At 59.2% G+C, this 23,213-nt stretch carries 21 protein-coding genes; 8 read left to right on the forward strand and 13 right to left on the reverse strand.

The window, feature by feature from the left end; all coding sequences use genetic code 11:
- Positions 1-71 precede the first annotated feature (71 nt).
- Positions 72-806: a methyltransferase domain-containing protein gene (locus tag FOY56_RS02640; protein ID WP_146344238.1), complete on the reverse strand. Its 735-nt coding sequence runs from the start codon at positions 804-806 to the stop codon at positions 72-74.
- Positions 807-868: 62 nt separating this feature from the next.
- Here FOY56_RS02640 and gloB point away from each other — a divergent pair, with 62 nt between their 5' ends.
- The 3 genes from gloB to FOY56_RS02655 all read left to right on the forward strand — a co-directional run bounded on the left by gloB (position 869) and on the right by FOY56_RS02655 (position 5,097).
- A complete protein-coding gene (gene gloB, locus FOY56_RS02645) occupies positions 869-1,636 on the forward strand; it encodes a hydroxyacylglutathione hydrolase (protein WP_146344239.1) in 768 nt (255 codons plus the stop codon).
- 177 nt (positions 1,637-1,813) lie between these two features.
- Positions 1,814-4,141: an ATP-dependent Clp protease ATP-binding subunit ClpA gene (gene clpA / locus FOY56_RS02650; protein ID WP_146344240.1), complete on the forward strand. Its 2,328-nt coding sequence runs from the start codon at positions 1,814-1,816 to the stop codon at positions 4,139-4,141.
- Positions 4,138-5,097, forward strand: a complete 960-nt coding sequence (locus FOY56_RS02655) for a M23 family metallopeptidase (RefSeq protein ID WP_146344241.1) — start codon at positions 4,138-4,140, stop codon at positions 5,095-5,097. Before clpA ends, FOY56_RS02655 begins: the two co-directional genes overlap by 4 nt.
- Before the next feature lie 6 nt (positions 5,098-5,103).
- Here the strand turns inward: FOY56_RS02655 and FOY56_RS02660 are convergent, their stop codons facing one another.
- From FOY56_RS02660 to FOY56_RS02670, 3 genes are all read right to left on the reverse strand, one after another.
- A complete protein-coding gene (locus tag FOY56_RS02660; protein ID WP_146344242.1) occupies positions 5,104-7,695 on the reverse strand; it encodes a peptidoglycan -binding protein in 2,592 nt (863 codons plus the stop codon).
- A gap of 3 nt (positions 7,696-7,698) precedes the next feature.
- Entirely contained in the window at positions 7,699-8,919 is a 1,221-nt protein-coding gene (locus tag FOY56_RS02665; protein WP_146344243.1) for a biopolymer transporter ExbB, read from the reverse strand.
- A 69-nt stretch (positions 8,920-8,988) separates the two neighbouring features.
- Positions 8,989-9,519, reverse strand: coding sequence for a gamma-glutamylcyclotransferase (locus tag FOY56_RS02670; RefSeq protein ID WP_146344244.1), 531 nt, complete (start codon positions 9,517-9,519; stop codon positions 8,989-8,991).
- Positions 9,520-9,585: 66 nt separating this feature from the next.
- Between FOY56_RS02670 and FOY56_RS02675 the strand changes: the two genes are divergently transcribed.
- The gene (locus FOY56_RS02675) at positions 9,586-10,587 is read left to right on the forward strand and encodes a DUF2125 domain-containing protein (RefSeq protein WP_186766220.1); all 1,002 of its coding nucleotides are present in this window, start codon (positions 9,586-9,588) and stop codon (positions 10,585-10,587) included.
- 19 nt (positions 10,588-10,606) lie between these two features.
- On the opposite strand, the gene FOY56_RS02680 is transcribed toward FOY56_RS02675, so the two are convergent.
- From FOY56_RS02680 to FOY56_RS02695, 4 genes are all read right to left on the reverse strand, one after another.
- Entirely contained in the window at positions 10,607-11,404 is a 798-nt protein-coding gene (locus FOY56_RS02680; protein WP_146344245.1) for an extensin-like domain-containing protein, read from the reverse strand.
- On the reverse strand, positions 11,401-12,324 hold the full coding sequence (locus FOY56_RS02685; protein ID WP_146344246.1) for a prephenate/arogenate dehydrogenase family protein: 924 nt from the start codon (positions 12,322-12,324) through the stop codon (positions 11,401-11,403). The genes FOY56_RS02680 and FOY56_RS02685 overlap by 4 nt, the downstream gene beginning before the upstream one ends.
- On the reverse strand, positions 12,321-13,400 hold the full coding sequence (hisC, locus tag FOY56_RS02690; RefSeq protein WP_146344247.1) for a histidinol-phosphate transaminase: 1,080 nt from the start codon (positions 13,398-13,400) through the stop codon (positions 12,321-12,323). The genes FOY56_RS02685 and hisC overlap by 4 nt, the downstream gene beginning before the upstream one ends.
- Before the next feature lie 61 nt (positions 13,401-13,461).
- Entirely contained in the window at positions 13,462-14,895 is a 1,434-nt protein-coding gene (locus FOY56_RS02695; protein WP_146344248.1) for an aminotransferase class V-fold PLP-dependent enzyme, read from the reverse strand.
- A gap of 114 nt (positions 14,896-15,009) precedes the next feature.
- Between FOY56_RS02695 and FOY56_RS02700 the strand changes: the two genes are divergently transcribed.
- Positions 15,010-15,459 carry an Lrp/AsnC family transcriptional regulator gene (locus tag FOY56_RS02700; protein ID WP_246139394.1) on the forward strand — a complete coding sequence of 150 codons (450 nt, stop codon included), beginning with the start codon at positions 15,010-15,012 and terminating at the stop codon, positions 15,457-15,459.
- On the opposite strand, the gene FOY56_RS02705 is transcribed toward FOY56_RS02700, so the two are convergent.
- From FOY56_RS02705 to FOY56_RS02725, 5 genes are all read right to left on the reverse strand, one after another.
- Positions 15,456-16,244, reverse strand: coding sequence for a thioesterase family protein (locus tag FOY56_RS02705; RefSeq protein WP_146344250.1), 789 nt, complete (start codon positions 16,242-16,244; stop codon positions 15,456-15,458). The genes FOY56_RS02700 and FOY56_RS02705 overlap by 4 nt on opposite strands.
- Positions 16,245-16,375: 131 nt before the next feature.
- Entirely contained in the window at positions 16,376-16,996 is a 621-nt protein-coding gene (gene rpsD, locus FOY56_RS02710; protein WP_146344251.1) for a 30S ribosomal protein S4, read from the reverse strand.
- A 175-nt stretch (positions 16,997-17,171) separates the two neighbouring features.
- Entirely contained in the window at positions 17,172-18,236 is a 1,065-nt protein-coding gene (locus tag FOY56_RS02715; protein WP_146344252.1) for a Hint domain-containing protein, read from the reverse strand.
- Between the two features lie 890 nt (positions 18,237-19,126).
- A complete protein-coding gene (locus tag FOY56_RS02720; RefSeq protein WP_146344253.1) occupies positions 19,127-19,762 on the reverse strand; it encodes a ChrR family anti-sigma-E factor in 636 nt (211 codons plus the stop codon).
- Between the two features lie 2 nt (positions 19,763-19,764).
- A complete protein-coding gene (locus FOY56_RS02725; protein ID WP_146344254.1) occupies positions 19,765-20,280 on the reverse strand; it encodes a sigma-70 family RNA polymerase sigma factor in 516 nt (171 codons plus the stop codon).
- A 225-nt stretch (positions 20,281-20,505) separates the two neighbouring features.
- On the opposite strand from FOY56_RS02725, the gene FOY56_RS02730 reads away from it, so the two are divergent.
- From FOY56_RS02730 to FOY56_RS02740, 3 genes are read left to right on the forward strand one after another with little or no spacing between them, the layout of a single operon-like run.
- Positions 20,506-21,786 carry an NAD(P)/FAD-dependent oxidoreductase gene (locus tag FOY56_RS02730; protein ID WP_146344255.1) on the forward strand — a complete coding sequence of 427 codons (1,281 nt, stop codon included), beginning with the start codon at positions 20,506-20,508 and terminating at the stop codon, positions 21,784-21,786.
- Positions 21,783-22,526 carry a DUF1365 domain-containing protein gene (locus FOY56_RS02735; protein WP_146344256.1) on the forward strand — a complete coding sequence of 248 codons (744 nt, stop codon included), beginning with the start codon at positions 21,783-21,785 and terminating at the stop codon, positions 22,524-22,526. Before FOY56_RS02730 ends, FOY56_RS02735 begins: the two co-directional genes overlap by 4 nt.
- A 24-nt stretch (positions 22,527-22,550) precedes the next feature.
- A complete protein-coding gene (locus FOY56_RS02740) occupies positions 22,551-23,105 on the forward strand; it encodes a DUF3833 domain-containing protein (RefSeq protein WP_146344257.1) in 555 nt (184 codons plus the stop codon).
- Positions 23,106-23,213 lie beyond the last annotated feature (108 nt).

The raw sequence follows: 23,213 nt of genomic DNA on the forward strand, positions 1-23,213 counted from the left end.
AAAACAGCGGATAGACGGGCACGCCAACCCGGGCATGGGGCGCCAAAATGACTTTGTGATCACAAATTGGCTCAGGCGGGCTTTGCGAATCCTTCCAAGACTTCGATGGGGCGTTTCGCACGGTCTTTCACAACCGTTCCGCTGGGCGGCAGAACCCGCTTGGATGCTTCGACAACGAACACGCCACCTGCCAGCACGGTCGGAAGCCTGCGGCCCATGCCTTCCAGAATCCCGCCGGACTTCAGCCAGAAGCGTTTGCGCGATGGCAGTCGGTACAGCGCCGCGCCGTGACGCTCTGGCAGGAACTGATGCTGTTTCAACTGGGCTTCAAGCTGACCCAACGTATACGGTCGACCATATCCGAACGGCGTCTGATCACTGCGCGACCACAGCCCGGCCCGGTTCGGCACGATAAACAGCGCCTTACCCCCCGGCCCCAACACGCGCCAGCATTCTTCCAGCAGCATCGACGGGCGTTCCGAGGTTTCAAGCCCGTGCATCACGATCAGCTTGTCGACACGCCCGGTATCAATCGGCCACAGGGTTTCTTCGGACAGGACCGACACATTGGGCAGGCCCGCAGGCCAGGGCATCACGCCCTGGGGGCCCGGCATCAACGCGATCGTCCGTCTGGCATCAGTCAGGTAAGGACGCAACAGCGGCACAGCAAAGCCAAAGCCGACCACGGTCTGACCATGCGCTTCCGGCCAAAGCCCCAACACTTTTTCCCGAATAGCCGCCTGAGCGGCCCGACCCAGGGTACTGCGGTAATAGAAATTGCGAAGGTCCTGCACATCAAGATGCATTGCGGGCGCCCGTTTCCTCGGTCAAGGTTGGGGACAGTCTATCAAGCAAAGGACAAAAGGCCATGCCTCTTGAGATCCTCACTATCCCGTGCCTCAGCGACAACTATGCTTTTCTGGCTCATGACCCTAACAGCGGCGAAACGGCCCTGGTCGATGCCCCCGAAGCCAAACCCATTCTGAATGCGCTGGCCGAACGCGGATGGAAGCTGAGCCAAGTGTTGCTGACACACCATCACTGGGATCATGTCGATGCCTTGGCCGAGATTTTGCAAACCCATCCCGCAAAAGTCGTTGGCGCCGCCGCAGACGCGCACCGTCTGCCGCCGCTGGACGTTCAGTTGAACGAAGGCGAAAGCGTCACTGTTGGTGGTGAGCCTGGCGTGGTCATTGACGTATCCGGTCATACGGTCGGTCATATCGCATTTCACTTTCCTGACAGCCACGCTGTGTTCACGGCCGATAGCCTGATGGCGCTGGGATGTGGGCGTTTGTTCGAAGGAACGCCTGCTCAAATGTGGGAGTCATTGTCAAAGCTTGCCGCGCTGCCTGCCGACACCATCGTGTATTCCGGGCATGAATACACACAGGCCAATGGGCGTTTTGCTGAAACCATCGAACCCGACAACCCGGACCTGCAAGCGCGGATTGCCGACATCGTGGAAAAACGTGCCGCCGGGCAACCCACAGTTCCGTCGTCGTTGGCGCTTGAGTTGGCAACAAACCCGTTCCTGCGGGCCGCAGAGCCGGGAATCCAGCACAGTATGGGGATGGACGGCGCCGACCCAGCTGCTGTATTTGCCGAGATCCGCGCCCGGAAAGACAGCTTCTGACGCCATCAATTCGCGCGCCCGCCGGGTAGAAACGCAGAATGTGACCAAAAAGTTAAAGAAAATACTTGAAGCCGGAGCGGTATCAACCAAACTCTAATATTATCAAGACATGGTTGGTACGGGGAACGGCCACAGATCGATCCCCAATATCTCGACCCAGACCAGAGGAGCACGCCTGTGCCTTCATTCTCGAGCACACTAGAACAAGCCATCCACGCCGCCCTTGCGCTGGCGAACGAACGGCGACACGAATTCGCAACGCTGGAGCATTTGCTGCTGTCGTTGCTGGACGAACCTGACGCATTGCAGGTCATGAAGGCCTGCAGTGTCGATACCGACGAATTGCGCGGGACATTGAATGAATTCATTGACGAGGATCTTTCGAACCTTGTCACAGACATCGACGGATCAGAGGCTGTTCCCACGGCTGCGTTCCAGCGCGTGATCCAGCGCGCTGCGATCCATGTTCAGTCTTCGGGTCGGACCGAAGTGACCGGCGCCAATGTGCTGGTCGCGATTTTCGCCGAACGCGAAAGCAATGCCGCCTATTTCCTGCAAGAGCAGGACATGACACGCTATGACGCGGTCAACTATATCGCGCATGGTGTTGCCAAAGACCCCGCCTATGGCGAATCCCGCCCGGTTCAGGGGTCGGACGATTCCGACGACGAAACGCATGGTACATCCGCCCCCGAGGCCGAGCAGAAAGAAAGCGCGCTGGCCAAGTATTGTGTCGATCTGAACGCCAAGTCGCGGGATGGCGATATCGATCCCCTGATCGGGCGCGACGAAGAGGTCGAGCGCTGCATTCAGGTGCTGTGCCGCCGCCGCAAGAACAACCCGCTTCTGGTGGGCGACCCAGGCGTTGGCAAAACCGCCATCGCCGAAGGTCTGGCACGCAAGATTGTCTCTGGTGAGACGCCGGAAATCCTGCGCAATGCAACGATCTATTCGCTCGACATGGGCGCCCTGCTTGCGGGCACCCGGTATCGTGGCGATTTCGAAGAGCGTCTCAAGGCCGTTGTGACCGAACTGGAAGAACACCCCGATGCGGTTCTGTTCATCGACGAAATCCACACCGTGATCGGTGCCGGTGCCACATCGGGCGGCGCTATGGATGCGTCAAACCTGCTCAAGCCTGCCCTTCAGGGCGGCAAGCTGCGCACCATGGGGTCGACCACGTACAAAGAGTTCCGTCAGCATTTCGAAAAAGACCGTGCCCTGTCGCGCCGGTTCCAGAAGATCGATGTGAACGAACCGTCAGTGGATGACACTGTAAAGATCCTCAGGGGTCTCAAGCCCTATTTCGAAGAGCACCACAGCGTCAAATACACCGCCGATGCGATCAAGACCGCCGTCGAGCTTTCGGCGCGCTATATCAATGACCGCAAACTGCCCGACAAGGCCATCGACGTCATCGACGAGGCCGGTGCGGCACAGCATCTTGTGGTCGAATCCAAGCGGCGCAAAACCATCGGCACCAAAGAGATCGAGGCCGTCGTGGCCAAGATCGCGCGGATTCCGCCCAAGAGCGTCAGCAAGGACGACGCCGAGGTTCTGAAAGACCTTGAAAAGTCGCTGAAACGTGTTGTGTTCGGTCAGAACGACGCCATCGACGCCCTGTCGAGCGCGATCAAGCTGGCCCGTGCAGGCCTGCGTGAACCTGAAAAGCCCATTGGCAACTATCTGTTTGCTGGCCCCACTGGCGTCGGCAAAACCGAAGTCGCCAAACAGCTTGCTGATATTCTGGGTGTGGAACTGCTGCGCTTTGACATGTCGGAATACATGGAGAAACACGCGGTCAGCCGTCTGATCGGTGCGCCTCCGGGCTATGTTGGCTTTGATCAGGGCGGCATGCTGACCGATGGCGTCGACCAGCATCCGCATTGCGTGCTGCTGCTTGACGAAATGGAAAAGGCGCACCCGGATGTCTATAACATCCTGCTTCAGGTCATGGATCATGGCGAACTGACCGACCACAACGGGCGCACTGTCAGCTTCCGCAACGTGGTTCTGATCATGACCTCGAACGCCGGGGCATCCGAACAGGCCAAAGCCGCCATCGGTTTTGGCCGCGACCGGCGCGAGGGCGAAGACACCGCTGCCATTGAGCGGACGTTCACGCCTGAATTCCGTAACCGTCTGGATGCGGTGATCTCGTTCGCTCCGCTGCCGAAAGAGGTTATTCTGCAGGTTGTCGAAAAGTTCGTGCTTCAGCTTGAAGCGCAACTGCTGGACCGTGGCGTTGCAATCGAACTGACCCGTCCGGCGGCAGAATGGCTGGCCAACCGGGGCTATGACGACAAGATGGGTGCGCGCCCTCTGGGTCGCGTGATCCAGGAGCACATCAAGAAGCCGCTGGCCGAAGAACTGTTGTTTGGCAAGCTTGCCAAAGGCGGCGTGGTCAAGGTTGCTGTCAAGAACGGCGAACTGGATCTCAGCATCGAAGGCCCGGCCAAGCCGCGCATCTCGGGCGACAAGCCGCCGCTCCTGACGGCCGAATGAAACAGACGGCAATTGCCGCAGTGTTGTCGCTCGCCGCTTATCCAGCGGCGGGCGAACTTGTTTTGGATCTGCCGATCGACTGTACCCCTGGTGAAAGCTGTTACGTGCAGCATTTCGTTGACCGCGATCCCAGCGCAGATGTGCAGGATTTCACCTGTGGCACGCTCAGCTATGACGGTCACAAAGGCACCGATTTTGCGCTGCCGACCCTGCAGGATATGGATCGCGGCGTCGATGTTCTGGCCGCCGCGCCCGGGATCGTCGCGGGCTTGCGGGATGGCATGGCCGACCGCATTTACCAACCGGGCGATGTTGAAGTCGATAACCGTGAATGCGGCAATGGCACCGTCATTCGACATGAAGACGGATGGGAAACCCAGTATTGCCACCTGAAATCCGGCTCGCTTCGGGTCGCTCAGGGCCAGCGGGTCGAATCTGGGACTGTTCTTGGTCAGGTGGGGCTCAGCGGTCAGACCCAGTTTCCGCATCTGCATTTGTCGGTACGGCACAACGGAACCGTTGTTGACCCGTATCAACCTGACATGTCGGTCGCTTGCGATACGCCGACGTCTGATCTGTGGGCGGACACACCTGAATACACGCCCGGCGGGGTGATCTATGCCGGTTTCTTTCCAGGGCTTCCCGAATACGACGCCATAAAGCAAGGCAGCGCGGCACAGACCACGCTGGAACCAGATGCGCCGGGACTGGTTCTGTTTGCCTTTGCGTATGGCGGGCAAAAAGGCGACGTGCTGACGCTTGAAATCGAAGGGCCGGATGGGGCGTTCCTGAACAAGGCGATCACGTTGGAAAAACCGCAGGCCCAGTTTTTTCGCGCCGCCGGAAAACGTCGAACCCAAGGGCCTTGGGCAGAAGGTACCTATTCCGGAACAGCCATTCTGACCCGCAAGGGGGCAGAGGTCAGTCGGCAATCCACCCGCATGACCATCAACTGATCCGCATTACTTTTCGGTCAACTTCAATTCGATCCGGCGGTTTTGCGCACGGGCCTCTGGCGTGTCGTCCGTATTGATCGGCTGGTACTCTCCGAAGCCATTGGCTGACAGCCGCGTTGGTGGGATGGCGAGGTCATTCACCATGTACCGAACCACGGCCAACGCCCGCGCCTGGCTGAGTTCCCAGTTATCCGCGAACTCTCCCGTCCCTGACAGCGGCACGTTGTCGGTATGGCCATCGACCCGAATGACCCAATCGATCTCGGACGGGATTTCACGCGCGATCCGACGCAGGATCAGCGCCACCTTGGCGATCTCGACTGCACCTTCGGTCGACAGATCAGCACTGCCCGGCTGGAACAAAACCTCGGATGAGAACACGAACCGGTCGCCGACAACCCGCACACCTTCCTGATCGCCCAAAACTTCGCGCAGACGCCCGAAAAACTCGGATTTGTAACGTTCCAGATCCTTGGCTTGCGCCTTCAAAGCTTCGGCTTCTTCGGCGCGGGCCACCGCCTCGGCCTCAAGACGTTTACGCTCTGCCTCTTCCAGAAGGCGACGTTTGCGTTCTTCGGACGCGGCCCGGGCCAAAGCCGAGTTCAGGTCTTGTCCAAGGTTCTGCAGTTGCACCTGCGCCGCCGAATCGCGGTCTTTATAGTCATCCAAAAGCGCCTGCAGACTGCCCAACTGCCCCCGCAAAGCCGCCACCTGCTGGTTCAGCAACGCGGTCTGGCGCTGCGCCTCGGTCGAGATCTCTTCCTGTTCGGACAGACTTTCACGCGCCTTGGCCAACAAAACGGCCCGTTGCTCAGCCAGGGTCAGCTGTTCAGCCGCAGCCGCATCGGCGGCCCGGCGTGCGGCCAGCGCGGCCATCAGGCGGCGGCGCAATTCGTCCTGTTCGGTTTCCTGGACCTGCGCTTGCTCCAGCTTTTCCAGCGCCGCCAGCAATCGACCCTCGACCGACGCGCGGTCTTCTTCGGTCTCGGCAACGTTTGAACGCGCCGCGGCCAACTCTGACTGCAACTGGCTCATCTGCGCCTCAAGCGACGCGATCCGGGCAGACGTATCTGCCCTGACCTGCGCAAGCTCTTCGTTCAGGGCCGATTGCGCGGTGTCGGCGTCAACACGCGAGCGTGCCAACTGGGCTTCCAAAGCCGCCTGCGCTGCATCCGCTTCAACCTGAGATTTGGTCAATTCATCCTGCAAGGATGCCTGAACCGAGGCCGCTTCCTGTTCCAAAAGGGCCAGACGCTCTTCGAACGTTCTTTGGATCTGCGCATTCTCGGCCTGCAGATGGGTCAGTTCGGCTTCGAATTCAGACCGGGTCTGCACATTGTTGGCGCGCTGCCGGGACAATTCCGTTTCAAGTGCGGCGCGATCCTCAGCAGACTTCGCCTCGGCTGCCCTCAGGCGGGCCTGCAGGTCAGCACGTTCGGCATCGGCATCGGCACGCGCTTGCGCCAGTTGGGTCTCAAGGGCTGTGCGGGTTGCAGCCTCTTTCTCTTGGGCAGCGATCAGTTCGGCCGACAGTGTTGACCGGGTTTGGTTGGTTTCGGCGCGCAACCGTCCAAGCTCGGCTTCCAGCGCCGAAACGGTTTGTGCGCTTTCCGCCTGCGTGACTTCCATCTGAGCCAGCACCCGGGTCAGGCGTTCGGCCAGTTCATCACGGGCCTGCGCCTGCGCATTGGCGGATTCAAGCTGTGCGACGGCATCGGCCAGCTTTGCGTTCAGATCCTCTTTGATGGTTTCGGCGGCGGCCAGCAGCGTCAGCGTATCCTCGGCATCCTGCCTTTGTTGTTCCAGCGCCAGTGTCATCGCCGTCAGTTCGGCATCCGCATCTTCAAGCCTGTCACGCAGGGCCTGTGCAGCGGCGGCTTCGACCAGCCGGGCGGCTTCTTCGCTATCCAGCTTTTGTTCAAGATCGGAAACCTGACTGCTGAGCGCTTCGCCCTTTTGTTCCAGATCCGCGATCAAAGCCTCAAGTGCTTCGCGTTGCGCTGCGGCCAGACGGGCGGATTCGGTCTGAGAATCAATTTCGTCCCGACTTTGCGCCAAAGCGAGGTTCAGCGCCTCTTGTTCAGACAGCAACTCAGTCTGCGCGGCTTCCAGATCGGCCTTGTCCGCTTCCAATGCAGCGATACTGTCGCGCGCCCGAGTCTGATCGGCCAGAAGGGTGGCGACCTGCGCCTCGAACCCGGTTATCTGGGTTTGCGCCTCGGCCAAGGCGGCGTCCTGCGCGTTCCGCTCGCTTGTCAGCGATGCGATCAGCGCCGATTGGCTGGCGAGCGTGTCGCGGGCGGCGTCCAGATCGGACTGGGTTTCATTCAGCGTCGTGTTGAGCGACCCCATCCGCGCTTCCAGCTGGTTGGATTTACGCTCTTCCATTCCCAAAGCACTGGCCAGCGCGCTGACCTCGGCGGCCAGTTCATCGAGCTGGCTTTCCTGTCCTGAGATCGTCTCGCGCAGCACGTATTGAACCACCATGAAAATGGTCAGAACGAACATCAACACCAGCAACAGGCCGGTCATCGCATCGACAAAACCCGGCCAGATCGCCCCTTGGAATCGTTGCCCGGTACGACGTGACAGGGGCACCGATCAGCCCCCCTGCTTGTCGTCGCGGCGTGGTTGCTGTTGGCGGGTGGCGCCGCCCGCCCGGCTGCGGCCCGGGGACCGCGCGCTTGAAACGGCCTTGGCCAGCAGTTCGATATCCTTGCGCAGCTCTGTCAGGCTTTCCTGACGCCCGGCCGAGATTTCTTCCAGAATACGCAACATCTGAACGTCGATCGAACGCAGGCGCATCCGACTTTCGGCATCCATGCCGCCAACTGCATCATGGGCCCGCATGGCTTCGATCAATGTCTCCTGCCCCACGGCAACCCGTTCCAAACTGGCTGATATTGCCTCGGACTGATCCTGACGGTCGTTCATGTCAGTGATCGCATCGACAAGGCGACCAAGCTTGGTGTCGACGGCCATGCGGCTTGCATCAGAATCCGCAAAGATCTGCTGCAGGGCATCCATCTGTTCGGACAGGCTTTCCAGCACGCCTGACATGACGTCAGATTCGGTGGAGCCTTCTTCGCCGGATGCAAATCCAAGGCGGGTAATCGACGACAGCCATTCTTCCAGTTCGCGATAGAACCGGTTCTGGCCATGTCCGGCAAACAGTTCCAGCAAGCCGACCAGCAGCGAACCGGTCAGGCCCAGCAACGAGGAGCCAAAGGCAACGCCCATACCGCCCAACTGTGCCTCAAGCCCGGTCATCAGACGGTTAAAGATTTCCTGCCCCTCTTCACCTTCCCGCGGGGCAAGGCTGCGGATGGTATCGACAACAGCCGGGACAGTTGTCGCGAGACCATAGAACGTACCCAAAAGGCCAAGGAAGATCAGCAGGTTGACGATATAGCGCGTGATTTCGCGTTCTTCGTCGATACGCTGCGCAACCGAATCAAGGATCGACCGCGTCGATGTCGCGCTGATCTGCATCCGGGCACCGCGCGCGCGCAAAAGCGACGCCAGAGGCGCCAGCAGTTGTGGCGCCCGATCACTCGGACTGGCCTCGCCAGCGGCAAAGCGTTCGATCCATCGAACAGATCCGATCAACTGATTGACCTGCCAGAAACAGGACAAAACGCCGATGACGAACACCGCAAAGATGAATCCATTCAGATACAGGTTCGCCATAAAGACCGGCAATACGCTGGGCATGGCGACAAATGCGCCAAACCCGGCCAGGCCGGAGGCGATCAGCATCAATACAATCTGGCGAACCGGTTGGGAAAACTGCGGCCGGTGTTCGCGCTCTCGCTGGGCCATTCGGCTGAGGTCCTGACTTTCTCTGCTCTGTGGTAAGTTTATAGAAAATATATACTTGACGCCAACGGTTTATGCCAAAAGACCACGCACCCGCCCCGCCAGCCAGTCCAGATCTGGGTCATGCAGGCCAATTTCGGTCAGATGTTGGGCTGTGTTGAATAAATACTCGGTGTTTGGTCCCCGTCCGCCCACGGCGGTCGAGATGATTTGCGCCTGTTCTTCCAGCTCCAGACCGCCACAATACTGCACATGGTCGGCGTCGATCACATATGTCACCGCCGTAACCCGTTCACCCGTGTGAAGGTCGATTTCCAGATCGCGTTCGACATAGGCCGACGAAATCAGCTCGCGTTCGCGCAGATAGTCCAGCGTCTGCGCCTCTTCACCCGCCGCAACAGCCAGCGCCAGTCCCTTGCAGTGGGTTCCGGGGGCCTCATCCAGCGCCAGCACAAGACCGGGCTGGTCTTCGGTTCCGCGGTGATGGATCGAGCGCATGCAGAACGACCGGTGATAATCCGGCAGTGTCGCAACCTGCTGCTGCGCCACATTGAAGCCGGGGTTCCACAAAAGCGACCCGTATCCGAACACCCACATCGTCATCTTGCTGGTCCTTGATGGTTTGCGCCTGTAAACACCAAAAGCAAAGCAGGCAAAAGGGGCGAGCGGATGATCCGACTGCTGAAAATCGTTATTGGGCTGGCCCTGGTCTGGTCGCTGTATTGGGCCATTGCCGCGTATGGGCTGCGCACAGGGGTCGCCACATGGTTCGACACGCAAGCCGCGCGCGGCTGGCAGGCGGATTACGCCGACTTGTCGACCGCAGGATATCCCCTGACCCACACCAACACGCTGACCAGCCCGGCCCTTGCCGATCCGGCCAACGGAACCGCATGGCAAGCCGATTGGCTGCGCCTGGAAAGCCCCGCAATATGGCCCGGGCGCCAGACCCTGAGCTTTGCCGATACACCGCAGCGGTTTTCCTATTTTGACCAGACGTCGATCCTCGAAGCCGAAGACATGCAGGCCGAGTTGCATCTGCACCCCGGCGTCGCCCTTGAGCTTGAGCGGATGACACTGACAGCCGGCGACTGGCTGGTGATCGATGACGGCGGCGAAGTTGTGGGCGCCAACAGCCTGACCCTGTCGATGGTGCAAACCGACCAACCGCAAACCTATGATTTTGACGCCGCTGCTGATCGATTTACGCCGGGCGACGGGTTGCGCCGCCTGACCCGGTCAATGGAATCTCTGCCGCGCAGTTTCGAGGCGCTGGAACTGCAGATGTCAGTGACTTTTGACCGCGTATGGGACCGCACCGCGCTGGAAGACAGTCGCCCGCAACCGCGGATCATCGGGGTGAAGCTGGCCGAAATGCATTGGGGGGCGCTGCGTCTGAAAGCGGCTGGCGATGTGACCGTGGACGAAGCTGGCATTCCAACCGGCATCATCGCCGTTCAGGCCGAAAACTGGCGTGAAATGCTGGCGATGGCGCAATCCGCAGGCGCGATCCCGGTTCAAGCCGTCGGACCCGCCGAACGGGTGCTCGGCATGCTGGCCAGCATGGGCGGAAACCCCAACACGTTGGATGTTCAGCTGAACTTTCGCGACGGGTTCATTGCACTTGGACCGCTGCCTTTGGGACCAGCGCCCCGGATCATCCTGCGATAACTGTTCGCGGGCCCAAGCGTCAGCGACAATACGACCCGCTGCGATAACTTGCTGTATCGAAATGGAAATGATCCCGATGATAGCGATCGGCTTCGGGGCCCAGAACGGTTCCAAACGGACCACAGGCACCTTTCCAGACTTTTTGCAGCAACCGCCGGGAGCTGCCACGTTTCCAGCCTTCAAGGACGGTGATGACTTCGCCGTCCATCATGGTAAAGGCGGAAATGTCGATCGCCTTGCCCTTGCCATGCTCGGATATGCGACCACCTTTTTGGTTGTTGCGCGTCCGGCAGATGTAATGTGCAGCCACTTTGATCTCAACGACCGGCCCACGTTGGCGGAAGGTCGGCTTGACCGTCTTTTCCATCCATTTGTTCAATGCTTCGGCTGTTTCGCAGGTCATCAGGGACTGCTGGCTTAGCGCGACACCCGAAACGGATTTGACCCGCACCGCATCCTGGGCCCCGCAGCCGCGGATCTTGCCGGGGATGTCACCGGCCTTTTCGCCCTGAATATCAATATTGCCGCAGACGGAGCCTTTTTTCTTTTTCCGCTTTCCGAACAGCACCTTCTGTTCAAGGCTTTTCGGGCGCGCGAACGGGAACGGCGAGGTATCGGGATATGCGAACTGTTCCTGAGGAGCTGCCACAAAGGAAACAGACGCCTTTACGGGACGGGTGTGTGGACGAACCACGTCATCCAAGCCATCCACATCCAGCCCGCCGCGCGCGACCGGACGCGTTGATTGTTCCGGAGCTGCTGCCAAGACGGGCAGCGCAATAAGTCCAGCCAGAAGGGCGGTGGAAAGACGTCTCATTTCGTCACCTGATGGGATCTGCCGAAATTGGGGGCATCGGTGTCTTGCCCGGCTTCGATAATGCTACGTCGGATTGCCCGCGTCCGGGTGAAATAGTCGTGCAGGTGATCGCCGTCACCGGTTCGGATCGCGCGTTGCAGAGCAAACAGTTCTTCGGTGAACCGGCCCAGGATTTCCAGCGTGGCATCTTTGTTGGTCAGGAATACATCGCGCCACATGGTCGGGTCACTGGCCGCGATCCGGGTGAAGTCCCGGAACCCGGCCGCCGAATACTTGATCACCTCGCTATCGGTTACACGACGCAGGTCGTCGGCCACACCAACCATCGTATAGGCAATCAGATGCGGCGCGTGGCTGGTCACGGCCAGCACCAGATCATGGTGATCGGCATCCATGGTTTCGACATTCGACCCCATTCCCTCCCACAGATGGCGCAGGCGTTCGACCGGTTCTTCGGGTGTCCCGTCGACCGGGACCAGAAGGCACCACCGGTTGTCAAAAAGCTCGGCAAAGCCGCTTTCGGGCCCCGAATGCTCGGTTCCGGCCAGCGGGTGGCCAGCGATGAAAAACACATTGTCCGGCAGATGTGGCGACACCGCTTCAATCACGTGGCGTTTGACCGACCCGACATCGGTGACCGTTGCACCGGGTTTCAGCATCGGGGCAATTTCTGCGGCCACAGCGCCCATAACGCCGACGGGAACGCATAACACCACCAGATCCGCACCTTCGACGGCTTCGGCAGCGCTGTCGCATACCCTGTCGCACAACCCGATGCGGCGGGCCGTGTCGCGGGTTTCTGCACTTCGGGCATATCCGGTCACTTCGCCGACAAGGCCACCGCGCTTCATCGCCCAGAACATTGACGATGCAATCAGACCCAGACCGATCAGGGCAACACGGTCATAAATCTGGCTCATGGGTTTTCTCTCCACCCGGTCAGGGCAGCGATGACCCGCCCGGTCTGACCCGCGTCGCCGACCGTAATCCGCAAGCCCTCGGGGAAACCATACCCGCCCACCCGGCGGACGATGATGCCATCGGCTTGCAAGGCGGCATCCGCCGACGCAGCTTCGGCCTCATCCGCGAACCGCGCCAGAACAAAGTTGGTCTGAGAGTCGTCACAGGCCACCCCGAGCTGGCGCAACGCCGCAGCCAGACGCGGACGTTGTTCCGCGTTCAAAGCACTACAACGGGTCAACCAATCATCATCCCGCGCCGCTGCTGCGCCAGCCGCAAGCTGGGCATTCGACAGGTTGAACGGCTGGCGGATGCGGTTCATCACATCAATCAGTTCCTGATCGCCATACCCCCACCCGATCCGCAGCCCGCCAAGACCATAGATCTTGGAAAAGGTCCGCGTCATCAGAACGTTATGACGCGCCCGGGCCAGATCGACCCCGCCGTCATAGCCGTCGGCATATTCGGTATAGGCCCCATCAATGACCAATATCACGTCAAAGGGAAGACCATCGGCCAGCCGCACCAGATCAGCGTCGGAAATCAGAGTGCCAGTCGGGTTGCCGGGATTGGTCAGCAGCACGATGCGCGTGCGTTCGTTAACGGCGGCAAGGATGGCATCGACATCCACGACACGTTCTTGTTCGGCCACACACACTGGCGTCGCCCCGGCCATCCGCGCCAGGATCGGATACATCGAAAACCCGTGTTCGGTATAGATAATCTCATCCCCCGGCCCCGCGTAAGCCTGAGTAACAAATTGCAGAACCTCGTCGCTGCCCACTCCACAAATGATCCGGTCGGGCTCAAGCCCCCAAGTTTTGCCAATCGCGGCGCGCAGATCTGCGTGATCAGTCGGCGGATAGAGATGCAGATCCGTCGCGCCCTGAAATGCGGCTAGCGCCTTCGGAGAAGGACCCAACGGGTTTTCGTTCGAGCTTAGCTTCAAAACCTCGCCCGCACCGTCCAGATACGACTTCCCGCCGACATACAACGCGATGTCCATGATGCCGGGCTGCGGGGTGATCTTTGTCATAACGAGGCTCCTTATCCGCCCCGTAATAACGGCCCCGCGACCCGAGGAAAAGCGACAAAGATCAAGCCGCTTGTGCTATGCGCATGACGGTGCCGGTTGACGGGTCAATCTGGTAATGGCGGGCGTGATCGCGCACCGTGTGGCTCAGCTGGTTAACGGCATCGACAATGCGGCGCACCGTCGTTTCATCCATCATGTAGCTAAAGTTCAGACGGACCCAACCGGGCTTTTCCGTCGTCTGACCCGACAAGATACTATCGCGCAGACGATCCGACGTTTCACGATCAATTCCCAGCAGTTTGTGGCCATACGGTCCCGCACAAGAACAGCCGCCACGCGCCTGTATCCCATAGATATCGCTCAGCATCCTTGTGACAAGCAGAGGATTGACTGGCTGACCGGCGGCGTCCCGCACCACAAACGAAAAAATCGGCAAGCGATGCGGGGCATCGTCGACACCTAACAGAGTCAAATGCGGATTGTCGGCCCAACCCTCTAGCGCGATGTCGTTATAGGTGGCCTCGCGTGAGGTAATAGTGCCCTGCCCGACAACGTCTTTGACGATAAACGCAAGTGCCGCGCGGATATCGCCGATCACATTGGGTGTCCCGGCTTCTTCCCGCGCTTCCAGACTGTCGGAATACTCATGGCCCCAGGGCGATACAAATGACACGGTGCCCCCGCCCGGCCAGCTGGGAGTTTGCGCCGTGGCCGCATCCCGGTTCACGATCAACACGCCCGACGCCCCCGGTCCGCCGGGGAACTTGTGCGGCGACACAACGATGGCATCTTTCTGCGCATCGGTTCCGCGCGCCATGTCCATCGGAAGATACGGACCTCCCCCCGCATAGTCCCAGACAGACAAAGCCCCGTGTGCCTTCAAAAGGCGGCTGACAGGATCAGGATCGGTGATGATGCCCGTGACGTTTGACGCCGCCGAAAAGCTGCCGATCAACAAGTCGGAGCTGGCGTGTTTGATCAGAGCGGCCTTCAAGGCGTCCAGATCCGGACCACCCTGCGGGCCCTCAGTGATCTCGACGACCTGCGCCCCACTTTCACGCCACGGCAACAAGTTCGAATGGTGTTCATAGGGGCCAACAAAAACAACCGCCTGATCGGCGCGGGGTATACCCAGCAAAGTGACCAGCCGGTTGAGACCCGCCGTGGCCCCCGACCCAGTGAAAATCACCGCATCCCCATGTCCGGCGCCAACAAGGCGGGCAATTTCGGCCCGCGCCGCGCGGCGCAGGCCCGTGACATGCGCCCCGCAAAAAGACGACTCGGTATGGCTGTTGGCATAAAACGGCAAAACCTCGGTCATCACGAACTCTTCGACCTGCCGCATCGCGCGCCCCGAGGCGACATAATCCGCATAGGTCAGCGGGACGTCGCCATACAAACCAGGAATCATCATACCCTCCCCAATCACGCCATCCTGCAGCGTTCCGGTGTGAGTGGCGGCTTCTATAGTGCTGCGGAAGTGTGAAAGGGGCATCGGCCAAGTCTCCTGTTGCACCAAGGAATATGCCTACTGCCACGGAAGGAAACTTACCCTTTCTTTAGCAAATTCTTCGAATTATTGTGTCATATGATCCAAGCAGGGGCCAAAATGGATAACATTGACACACGCATCCTGATCGAGCTGCAAAAAGACGCCAGCCTGTCTCAACGCGAGCTGGCCGAGCGGGTTGGATTATCTCAGAATGCCTGCTGGCGGCGTTTGAAGGTTCTTGGGGACAACGGCACGCTTTTGGGAACGACTGCAAAGATCGACCGGCGCAAGCTGGGGCTGGATCTGGTCGTGTTTGTCTTGCTGCGCACCCGGCACCATTCAGCGGACTGGCTGACGGCCTTTCGACGACACGTTCTGACGATCCCCGAAGTGGTGGATTTTCACCGGATCAGTGGTGAATACGATTACCAGTTGAAAGTGGTGACCGAAAACATGGAAAGCTATGACCGGGTCTATCAGCGGCTGATCGACGGTGTGGAACTGGACAGTGTGACATCGTTCTTCGCGATGGAGGCCATTGCGGAAGAGCGCCCCCTGCCGCTTTAACGCGGACGGATCAGCAGTGTCTGCAACGCCGTCGCAACTGGCCCGACCTCATCGCTGATGACCGCCTGCGACATGCCGATCCCGGTGGGTTGCCAATGCGACACGGCTTCAGAGGCAAGCCAGCCCCCCTTTGGGACACGATGCATGACAATTGTCAGATCGGGGTTCAGAAAGGTATAATCGTGCAGCGTCGCATTGGCCGAAATCCCGTTGCCACAATCGGCCAAAGGGCACAGCGCCTGAAACGGGCTGGGCTGTTCGCCGATCACAATCGGCAGCGCGCGCATCCAGGCGGTTTTTGGGCCCAACGCGCGTTTCTGGCCTTTCGGCAAAGCGGTTTCAACGTGGTCGCCAAATGTGGACAGCCCTTCCTTGAGCGGGGCCAGCAGATTGGGTTCAGGCACAGTATCCGCAAGGCACGGCGGCGTCACAGGTGCGGTTGGAAGAGCGCCAAAATCGCCTTGCGACAGATGCAGCGACGTTCCCGCGACGCAAGGCTTGCCGTCACCCCCGTAAATCGTGACCTGCGCGGCAGCCGTGTTGCGGCCTTCGCGCAGCACCTCGGCCTCGACCCGCAAACCGGTCATCGGAACCGGGCGCATCAGATCCAACGTCAGACGCACCAGCGCCTTGCCCTCACCGACGACCTGCTCAACAGCCCGCGCGGCCAGTCCGGCAACGGGGCCAGCATGGCAGTGAACCGGCGACCAGGCCCCCCGCACCGCATCGGTGCCGTCGAATGTGCCGTCTTCAACCTGAAGAAAGAAACCTGATATGTCGCTCATGCCCCGCCCTGCCTTGATGCGTCCTGCAACCAGACTAGGCACCGCGCCGCAATCGCCGCAACAGTTACGCCGGGGCACAAAAAAGGGCCGCGCCCAACAGGAACGGCCCCAATACTGTCGTGTCGAATGCCTTAGTTTTTCGCGTAGAATTCGACGACCAGGTTCGGTTCCATCACAACAGGGTAAGGCACATCGCCCAGACCTGGAGTGCGCACGAACGTGGCTTTCAATTTCGAGTGGTCGGCGTCGATGTAATCAGGAACATCACGTTCGGGCAGCTGAGTGGCTTCCAGAATGGCCGCCATCTGCTTGGACCGGTCGCGAACTTCAATCACGTCGCCTTCTTTGACGCGGTAAGACGCGATGTTCACTTTCTGACCGTTCACTTTGACGTGGCCGTGGTTCACGAACTGACGCGCAGCGAAGACGGTCGGAACGAACTTGGCGCGGTACACAACCGCGTCCAGGCGGCGCTCCAGCAGACCGATCAGGTTTTCACCGGTATCACCTTTGACACGCTCGGCTTCACCATAGATGCGGCGGAATTGCTTTTCGGTCAGATCGCCGTAATAGCCCTTCAGCTTTTGCTTTGCGCGCAGCTGGATGCCGAAATCGGACAGTTTGCCCTTACGGCGCTGACCGTGCTGGCCGGGGCCATATTCACGACGGTTGACCGGGGATTTCGGGCGACCCCAGATGTTTTCACCCATCCGGCGATCGAGTTTGTACTTGGCAGACGTGCGTTTGGTCACGGCTGATCTCCTTCGTTAGAACGAGGCCCGCAAAGGGCCACTATGAAGGGCGTTGTCCTCTTGGGTTACCCCATGACAGGAATCCCCTTGCGGGGGCCACCAACACCAATGAAGCCGCGCTTATAGCGGCGGGTCTGGTCGTGTCAACTGGTTTCGCAGGAAAGAGGCGACCGGGTCAGGCCGCCTCGTGTGCAAGGATCGCGGCTTCGGATTCCGACAGTGCCCGGCGGGCCATCTCACCATAAGCATAGGGGTTGTGCTCAAGCTCGGGCTTGCGGGCCAGAAGCCGCATTCTGTCGTCTTCTCTCAGGGTCGTGAAATCGGCGCTGGCCGGATGAAAGCTCTCGGTTTCGACCTTGTTTGCCCACAGGATCTGATGCGACGGCAGCAGCAGGTGCACATACGTCACTTCGCGGACGCGCAAATCCGTGGTCACGGTCGAGCCATTCACCAAATGCCGGGCCGCCACAAGAACCTCATCGGTGTTAAACAGATCGCGGGCAGCGCTGCCGCGCACCAGCATCCGGTGTTCGGGTGACACCAGCAGTTCCTGCTCGGGGCGTTCGATACCAAGCGCACCGGCGCGAATACGGACCGGCCGCAGATGCGGCATTACAAAGAACCGCGCGCCAGTCATCCGCCGCGCGCCGATCCATTCGATCGGCTGGGCGCCATTGTCACGCGTTTGAACCAGATCGCCTTCGCGCAGGTCCTGAACCTGACGCGCGCCGTTCGGCGTTTCTATCCAGGTGCCCGGGGTGAAACAGATCACCCCACCTTTTCCCAGACCGGATTGCGGCTGTTCGGCGATCCCCAGCGAATGCTGAACGACCCAGAGATCGGCGTTCTGCGGTGGCAGTTCGTCCAGGAACATCAACAAGGGTGGCGCGCCCGTTCCGGGCTCGATCACGGTGACGACAAAACTATGCGTTCCGTTGGTGACTATGAATGATTGATCCATCAGCGGCTCATCGATTTCGATGGCCCCTAAATCAGTTCTGTGCTGAACCGCTGCTCCGACAAGCTTGCGCACCTTGCGCGCTGCTCGTTTTCGAAGATCTGCCTCTCCATCCGCCAGATCCAGTTGCAAAACCTCGCTCGGGCCATCCACGCGCACGGCCTGACCGGCCCATGTCCACGTGGCGCCCACGGTGAGCATTTCCATCGACGGCTGTTGAAGGCCATCAATTTCGGTTTGCGACCAGGAAACGACGAACGTGCCCCTAAAGCCCGTCCTCATCTGTCCCGATACCTGCCTCAGTTATTGTTTTTTGTTTTCTTACTGTATGCACTAATTAGGATCACAGATAAAGCTTCATAGTTTCCGCCCCCTACAGATCGAAGCTAAAGTGTTGCATAAACTTTACTCAGACCCAGTTACTCATCTGGATCAATGCACTGAACTGTCCTTTTGACTGCCCGGCGCACTCAGCGCCTGGGCACGTTACCCCACGGAGCGCAGGCGCGTGTGTGCCCTGCCAACGATACTGATCATGCCAATGCACACCAAGTGACAGCGCGCCCGGATCAAGGCGGTCGCTTGGGTCGGCAGTCTTGAAAAAATCAGGTAAGGTGCCCTGCCCTTGGAGCCGAAACTCCTGCAGGTCGCCGAAGCGGCTTGGCGCGACGCCTGCCCGGTCGCAACCGGCAACGGAAACAACGTTCGTAAGAATGTTCCGGCACCCAAATGCACGCGATTGCGTCATCATCGACACATGAGACGGCGAACGGATATCGCCCGTCTGTGCTTCGATAGACGCGTGTGTCGCTGAGGATGCGACGACGGGGCATTGACTTAGCAACGTTACCACAAGCGTTGCTACGGCTTTGCGTAGCATTTTCGAGTTTCCTGCTCTCATGCCCCCCCGGGCACTTCACCTGTAAACGGCAAGAATCCGCCCGGCTAGTACCAGATAGGTACAAAACGCCGGTTTTGAGCACAGGATTCTCATAGTGTGACCGAAAAACTTCAGGTTTCCAGATTTAGACGGCCTAAGGCCTACTGGTTGAGCGATACAGCTTTTGGTTGTCGTGCAAAGTTGTCGGCTCCCCCCATGGGGCAGCCAAACACAAGCACCTATTCACCGGTCAGTGTCAGACCGGTGAAAAAGTGACCTTTGCGGATGCGTCTCAGATCCGAAACACCGGCTGGAGCAAACGGGGCAACCACGAGTTAAACTTCAGCGGAGCATCCGTGGCAGCCAGACAAATGCAAGGTACGTCGGGGCCTGCAGTGGGGATGTGATCCACCTCCTGATCGGCCACCTCTACGTCGCCAACCCCAAATTCACCGGCATCATCCGAGAAACTGCCTTGCAGGACCAATGTCAGCTCCAGCCCATTGTGGCTGTGATCGGGCACGGCCATGCCGGGTGGAATAAACAGCAATCTGGCACTGCCCTCGGGGCCAGCATCCAGAATGTCCTGACGGACCCCGCCGCCCAGCGGGCGCCAGCGCGGCGCCTTGCCTTTCAGGGCTTCGGCAATCGGTCCGGGATAAATCCCCTTCCGTGTAGGAGCCGAACGGGTTTCGAACGGCATGTCCAGAAGATCCATCAGATTTGACTTAAGATCTGCGGACACAGCGGTACTCGCCGTGTCTTCCAGAACCGCGCCACCAACGGCTTCATGTGCGGCAAGATCGGCCCGGCAGGCGTCACACATCGACACATGGGCAGCGACGACCATTTCATAGGCATAGGGCAACGTGCCGGCAGCATAGGCTGCAAGCAAAGCGTCGGGGATATGATGCGTAATTGTTTTCATGACTATCTGATATGCTTCAGTTCGTGGCGCAGCCGCTCAAGCCCCAGGCGGATCCTGGATTTGATTGTGCCAAGCGGTAGGCCGGTTTGTTGTTTGATCTCTTGATGGGTCAGTTCACCCAAGTAGGCTTTCTCAATCATTTCGCGCTGTTCCGGTTTCAGATTCCGGATCGCGTCTTTCAGACGGTCCGCCTCCTGCTGCAGACCAAGAACCTGCCCCGCGTCGGGTTCGGTTTCTTCTTCCATCTGCAGTTCTTCCGGCAAGGCGCGGTTTTCTTTGCGAATCTTGTCGATCTGCCGATTGCGCGCGATCTGATAGATCCAGCTTGAAACCTGCGCGCGCCCCGGATCGAACAGATCGGACTTGTTCCAGACCGTCAGCATGACCTCTTGAACAATCTCTTCTGCCTGACCCGACCCTGTCCCGGTCCGCATGATAAAGCCCTTCAATCGAGGGGCGAAATAATCGAACAAGGATGCAAAGGCTGCGCGGTCCCGGTTGTCCCGGACAGCGATCATCCAAATCGTTTGTTGCGAAATCTGCTTTTGAGGAGGCACGAATTTTCGAACTTTTTTTGTCACGGGCTGACCTTGCGGTACAAACTGTACAGCACGATCAGGGGCGCGAAGGGTGTCTGTTTCCATCAACATACCCAGTTTACGGCGATTGTAAAAAGTTGGATCAAAAATGATCTACAAATTCCGTCAGACCGTAGTCAGCATAACAAAACATTGGGGAGCAGTATGTCGTTTCAGGACCGCGGGCTTACACCGCAACGTATCGCGATCATTGGGGGCGGCATCTCGGGGATGGCCGCCGCTTACATGTTGTCACCGTATCATTCGGTGACTTTGTACGAATCCGCCCCTCGTTTGGGTGGTCATGCCCGCACGATCACCGCCGGGCTGAACGGTGATCAACCGGTCGACACCGGGTTCATCGTCTTTAACAAGGCCAACTATCCGCATTTGACCAAGATGTTCGACGATCTTGATGTACCGGTGATCGAAAGCGACATGAGCTTTGGTGCCAGCATTGATCAGGGCCGGATCGAATACGGCCTTCGTAACCTGAGCTCACTGTTCGCCCAGCGTCGCAACCTGTCGCGTCCGTCGTTCCTGCGGATGGTCAGCGACATCGTCCGTTTCAACGCGCGGGCGGAATCGGCGGCTGACGACGATACTGCAACCGTTGACGATCTTATGTCGGACCTGAAGCTGGGCAACTGGTTCCAGGATTATTACCTGACGCCACTGTGTGGGGCTATCTGGTCAACACCACCGGATCAGGTCCGCGCATTCCCGGCGCGGTCGCTGGTGCAGTTCTTTCGCAACCATGCCCTGCTCAGCCCGACCGGGCAGCACCAATGGTGGACGGTCAAAGGCGGCAGCGTTGAATATGTTCGCCGGTTGGAGCGTCACTTGCTGTCGCGCGGCGTTGTGATCCGCACAGGCACCCCGGTCAAAGCCGTGATGCGGGGCGATACATCGCACAGTGTGGCGCTGCAGGACGGCCCGGGAGGAGAGTTCGATCAGGTGATCTTTGCCTGCCACTCGGACGATGCGCTGCGGTTGCTCGACAGACCCACGCTTGCGGAAAACGCCGCGCTGGGGAACCTGACGTATCAGGACAACGAGATGATCCTGCACCGCGATATTTCACAGATGCCGCGCCGCAAACAGGTTTGGTCAAGCTGGGTGTATCAGGCCGACACAGGTCGTAAACAATCACGCATCGGCGTGACCTATTGGATGAACCGTTTGCAACGCATCCCTGAAAGCGACCCACTTTTTGTGACGCTCAACTCGGGTCGCGAAATTCCGCAAGAGTTGATCTATGATCAAACAGTATTCCGCCATCCGGTGTTTGACCATGCAGCGCTGAACGCCCAGCGCCAGTTGGCCGGGATCCAAGGGCAGAACAACACTTGGTTCGCCGGGGCGTATACGCGGTACGGATTTCACGAAGACGGGTTCCTGAGCGCAGTGCGCATTGCCAAGGCGATTGAGGGTCAGACTGTATGATTGGCCCCGAACATATTCCCGGCGTGACCACCCATGCGCGGCGTGGCGAGATCGGCAATGCCTTTCGCTATGGTGTCGATTTCGTCCTGATCGACCCGGATCGCGACGCCAGCCTGGCATTGTTTTCGCGCAATAAGATGAACCTGGCATCGGTTCACGATTGCGATCACGGAGGCCAGATCGGTGATGGCACCGGTGTCGCATGGGCGCGAATGGTCCTTGCTGAACGCGGATTGAAGGATGCGCAGATCAAATTACTGACGCAGCCAAGGTTCTTTGGCTACCAGTTCAACCCCGTCAGCTTCTGGCTGGCGTTTCGTGGCGCGGAACTTGCCGCTGTGATTGCCGAGGTGAACACCCCGTTCGGTGACCGGCACAACTATGTTTGCCACCGCGAAGGATTTGCGCCGATCCGCTCGCAAGACCAGATCACCGCCTGCAAGATGATGCACGTTTCGCCGTTTCAGGACGTTAGCGGGGAATACCGGTTCAATTTTGACATCCGCCCTGACCGGATCGGCATCAGGATCGCACATCTGGACGGCGATCAGGGCGTCATCGCCACCCTGTCCGGGCCGCGTCAGGCCCTGTCCAATGGCCGCCTGGTCTCTGCCTTCCTGCGCCGTCCCGCCGGGGCGATGCGCACCATCGCGCTGATCTACTGGCAAGCGCTGAAACTCAAACTGAAAGGGGCCCGATACCGGACCCGCCCCGAACCTGCAGCAACTGATATCACCTGAAACCCGCCGTCAGGAGTACACACCATGACGATTGCCATTTTACTGACCATAACCCTGATCGCCGCGATGATGTTTGCAATAGCGCGCCTTCGCTCGTTCGGCTCCGAACCCGCAACTGACTATTCTGACACATCGCCGCAAATCGATTTACGCCATCATCTGAGCGGTCCCTTGCTGTGCGAGGGCATGATTCATGGGCCCACCGGCAAACTGGCATCCCGGTTCACCGCCAAAATGCATGGGCACTGGGATGGCGCCAATGGCGTGCTCGAAGAAAACTTTACCTATGATTCCGGCAACACCCAATCGCGCGCATGGGCGTTGCGCATGGGCAATGACGGGCGCTTCACCGCAACGGCTGACGATGTGATTGGCGAAGCGACGGGTGAATTTTCCGGCGCAACGATCCGCATGTCTTACCGGTTGAGGTTGCCCAAAGACGCAGGTGGGCATGTGCTTTCGGTCACCGATTGGCTGTACCTGACCGATACAGGCGTGATTTTGAACCGGTCGGAAATGCGGAAATTCGGCGTGAAAGTTGCCGAACTTTTCGCTGTGATGCGCCCGAACCCGGCCTGATCGAACGCAGCCGAATGCGCTGAACATGCACTTAAACGCGTCGTCGGGATGAACCTCCCGGTCGCGATCTGGATGGACCAAGGGGTTTTGTTGATCTAACAATCAACA

Source organism: Falsiphaeobacter marinintestinus, assembly GCF_007923355.1.
In the GTDB taxonomy this organism is placed as follows: domain Bacteria; phylum Pseudomonadota; class Alphaproteobacteria; order Rhodobacterales; family Rhodobacteraceae; genus Phaeobacter_A; species Phaeobacter_A marinintestinus.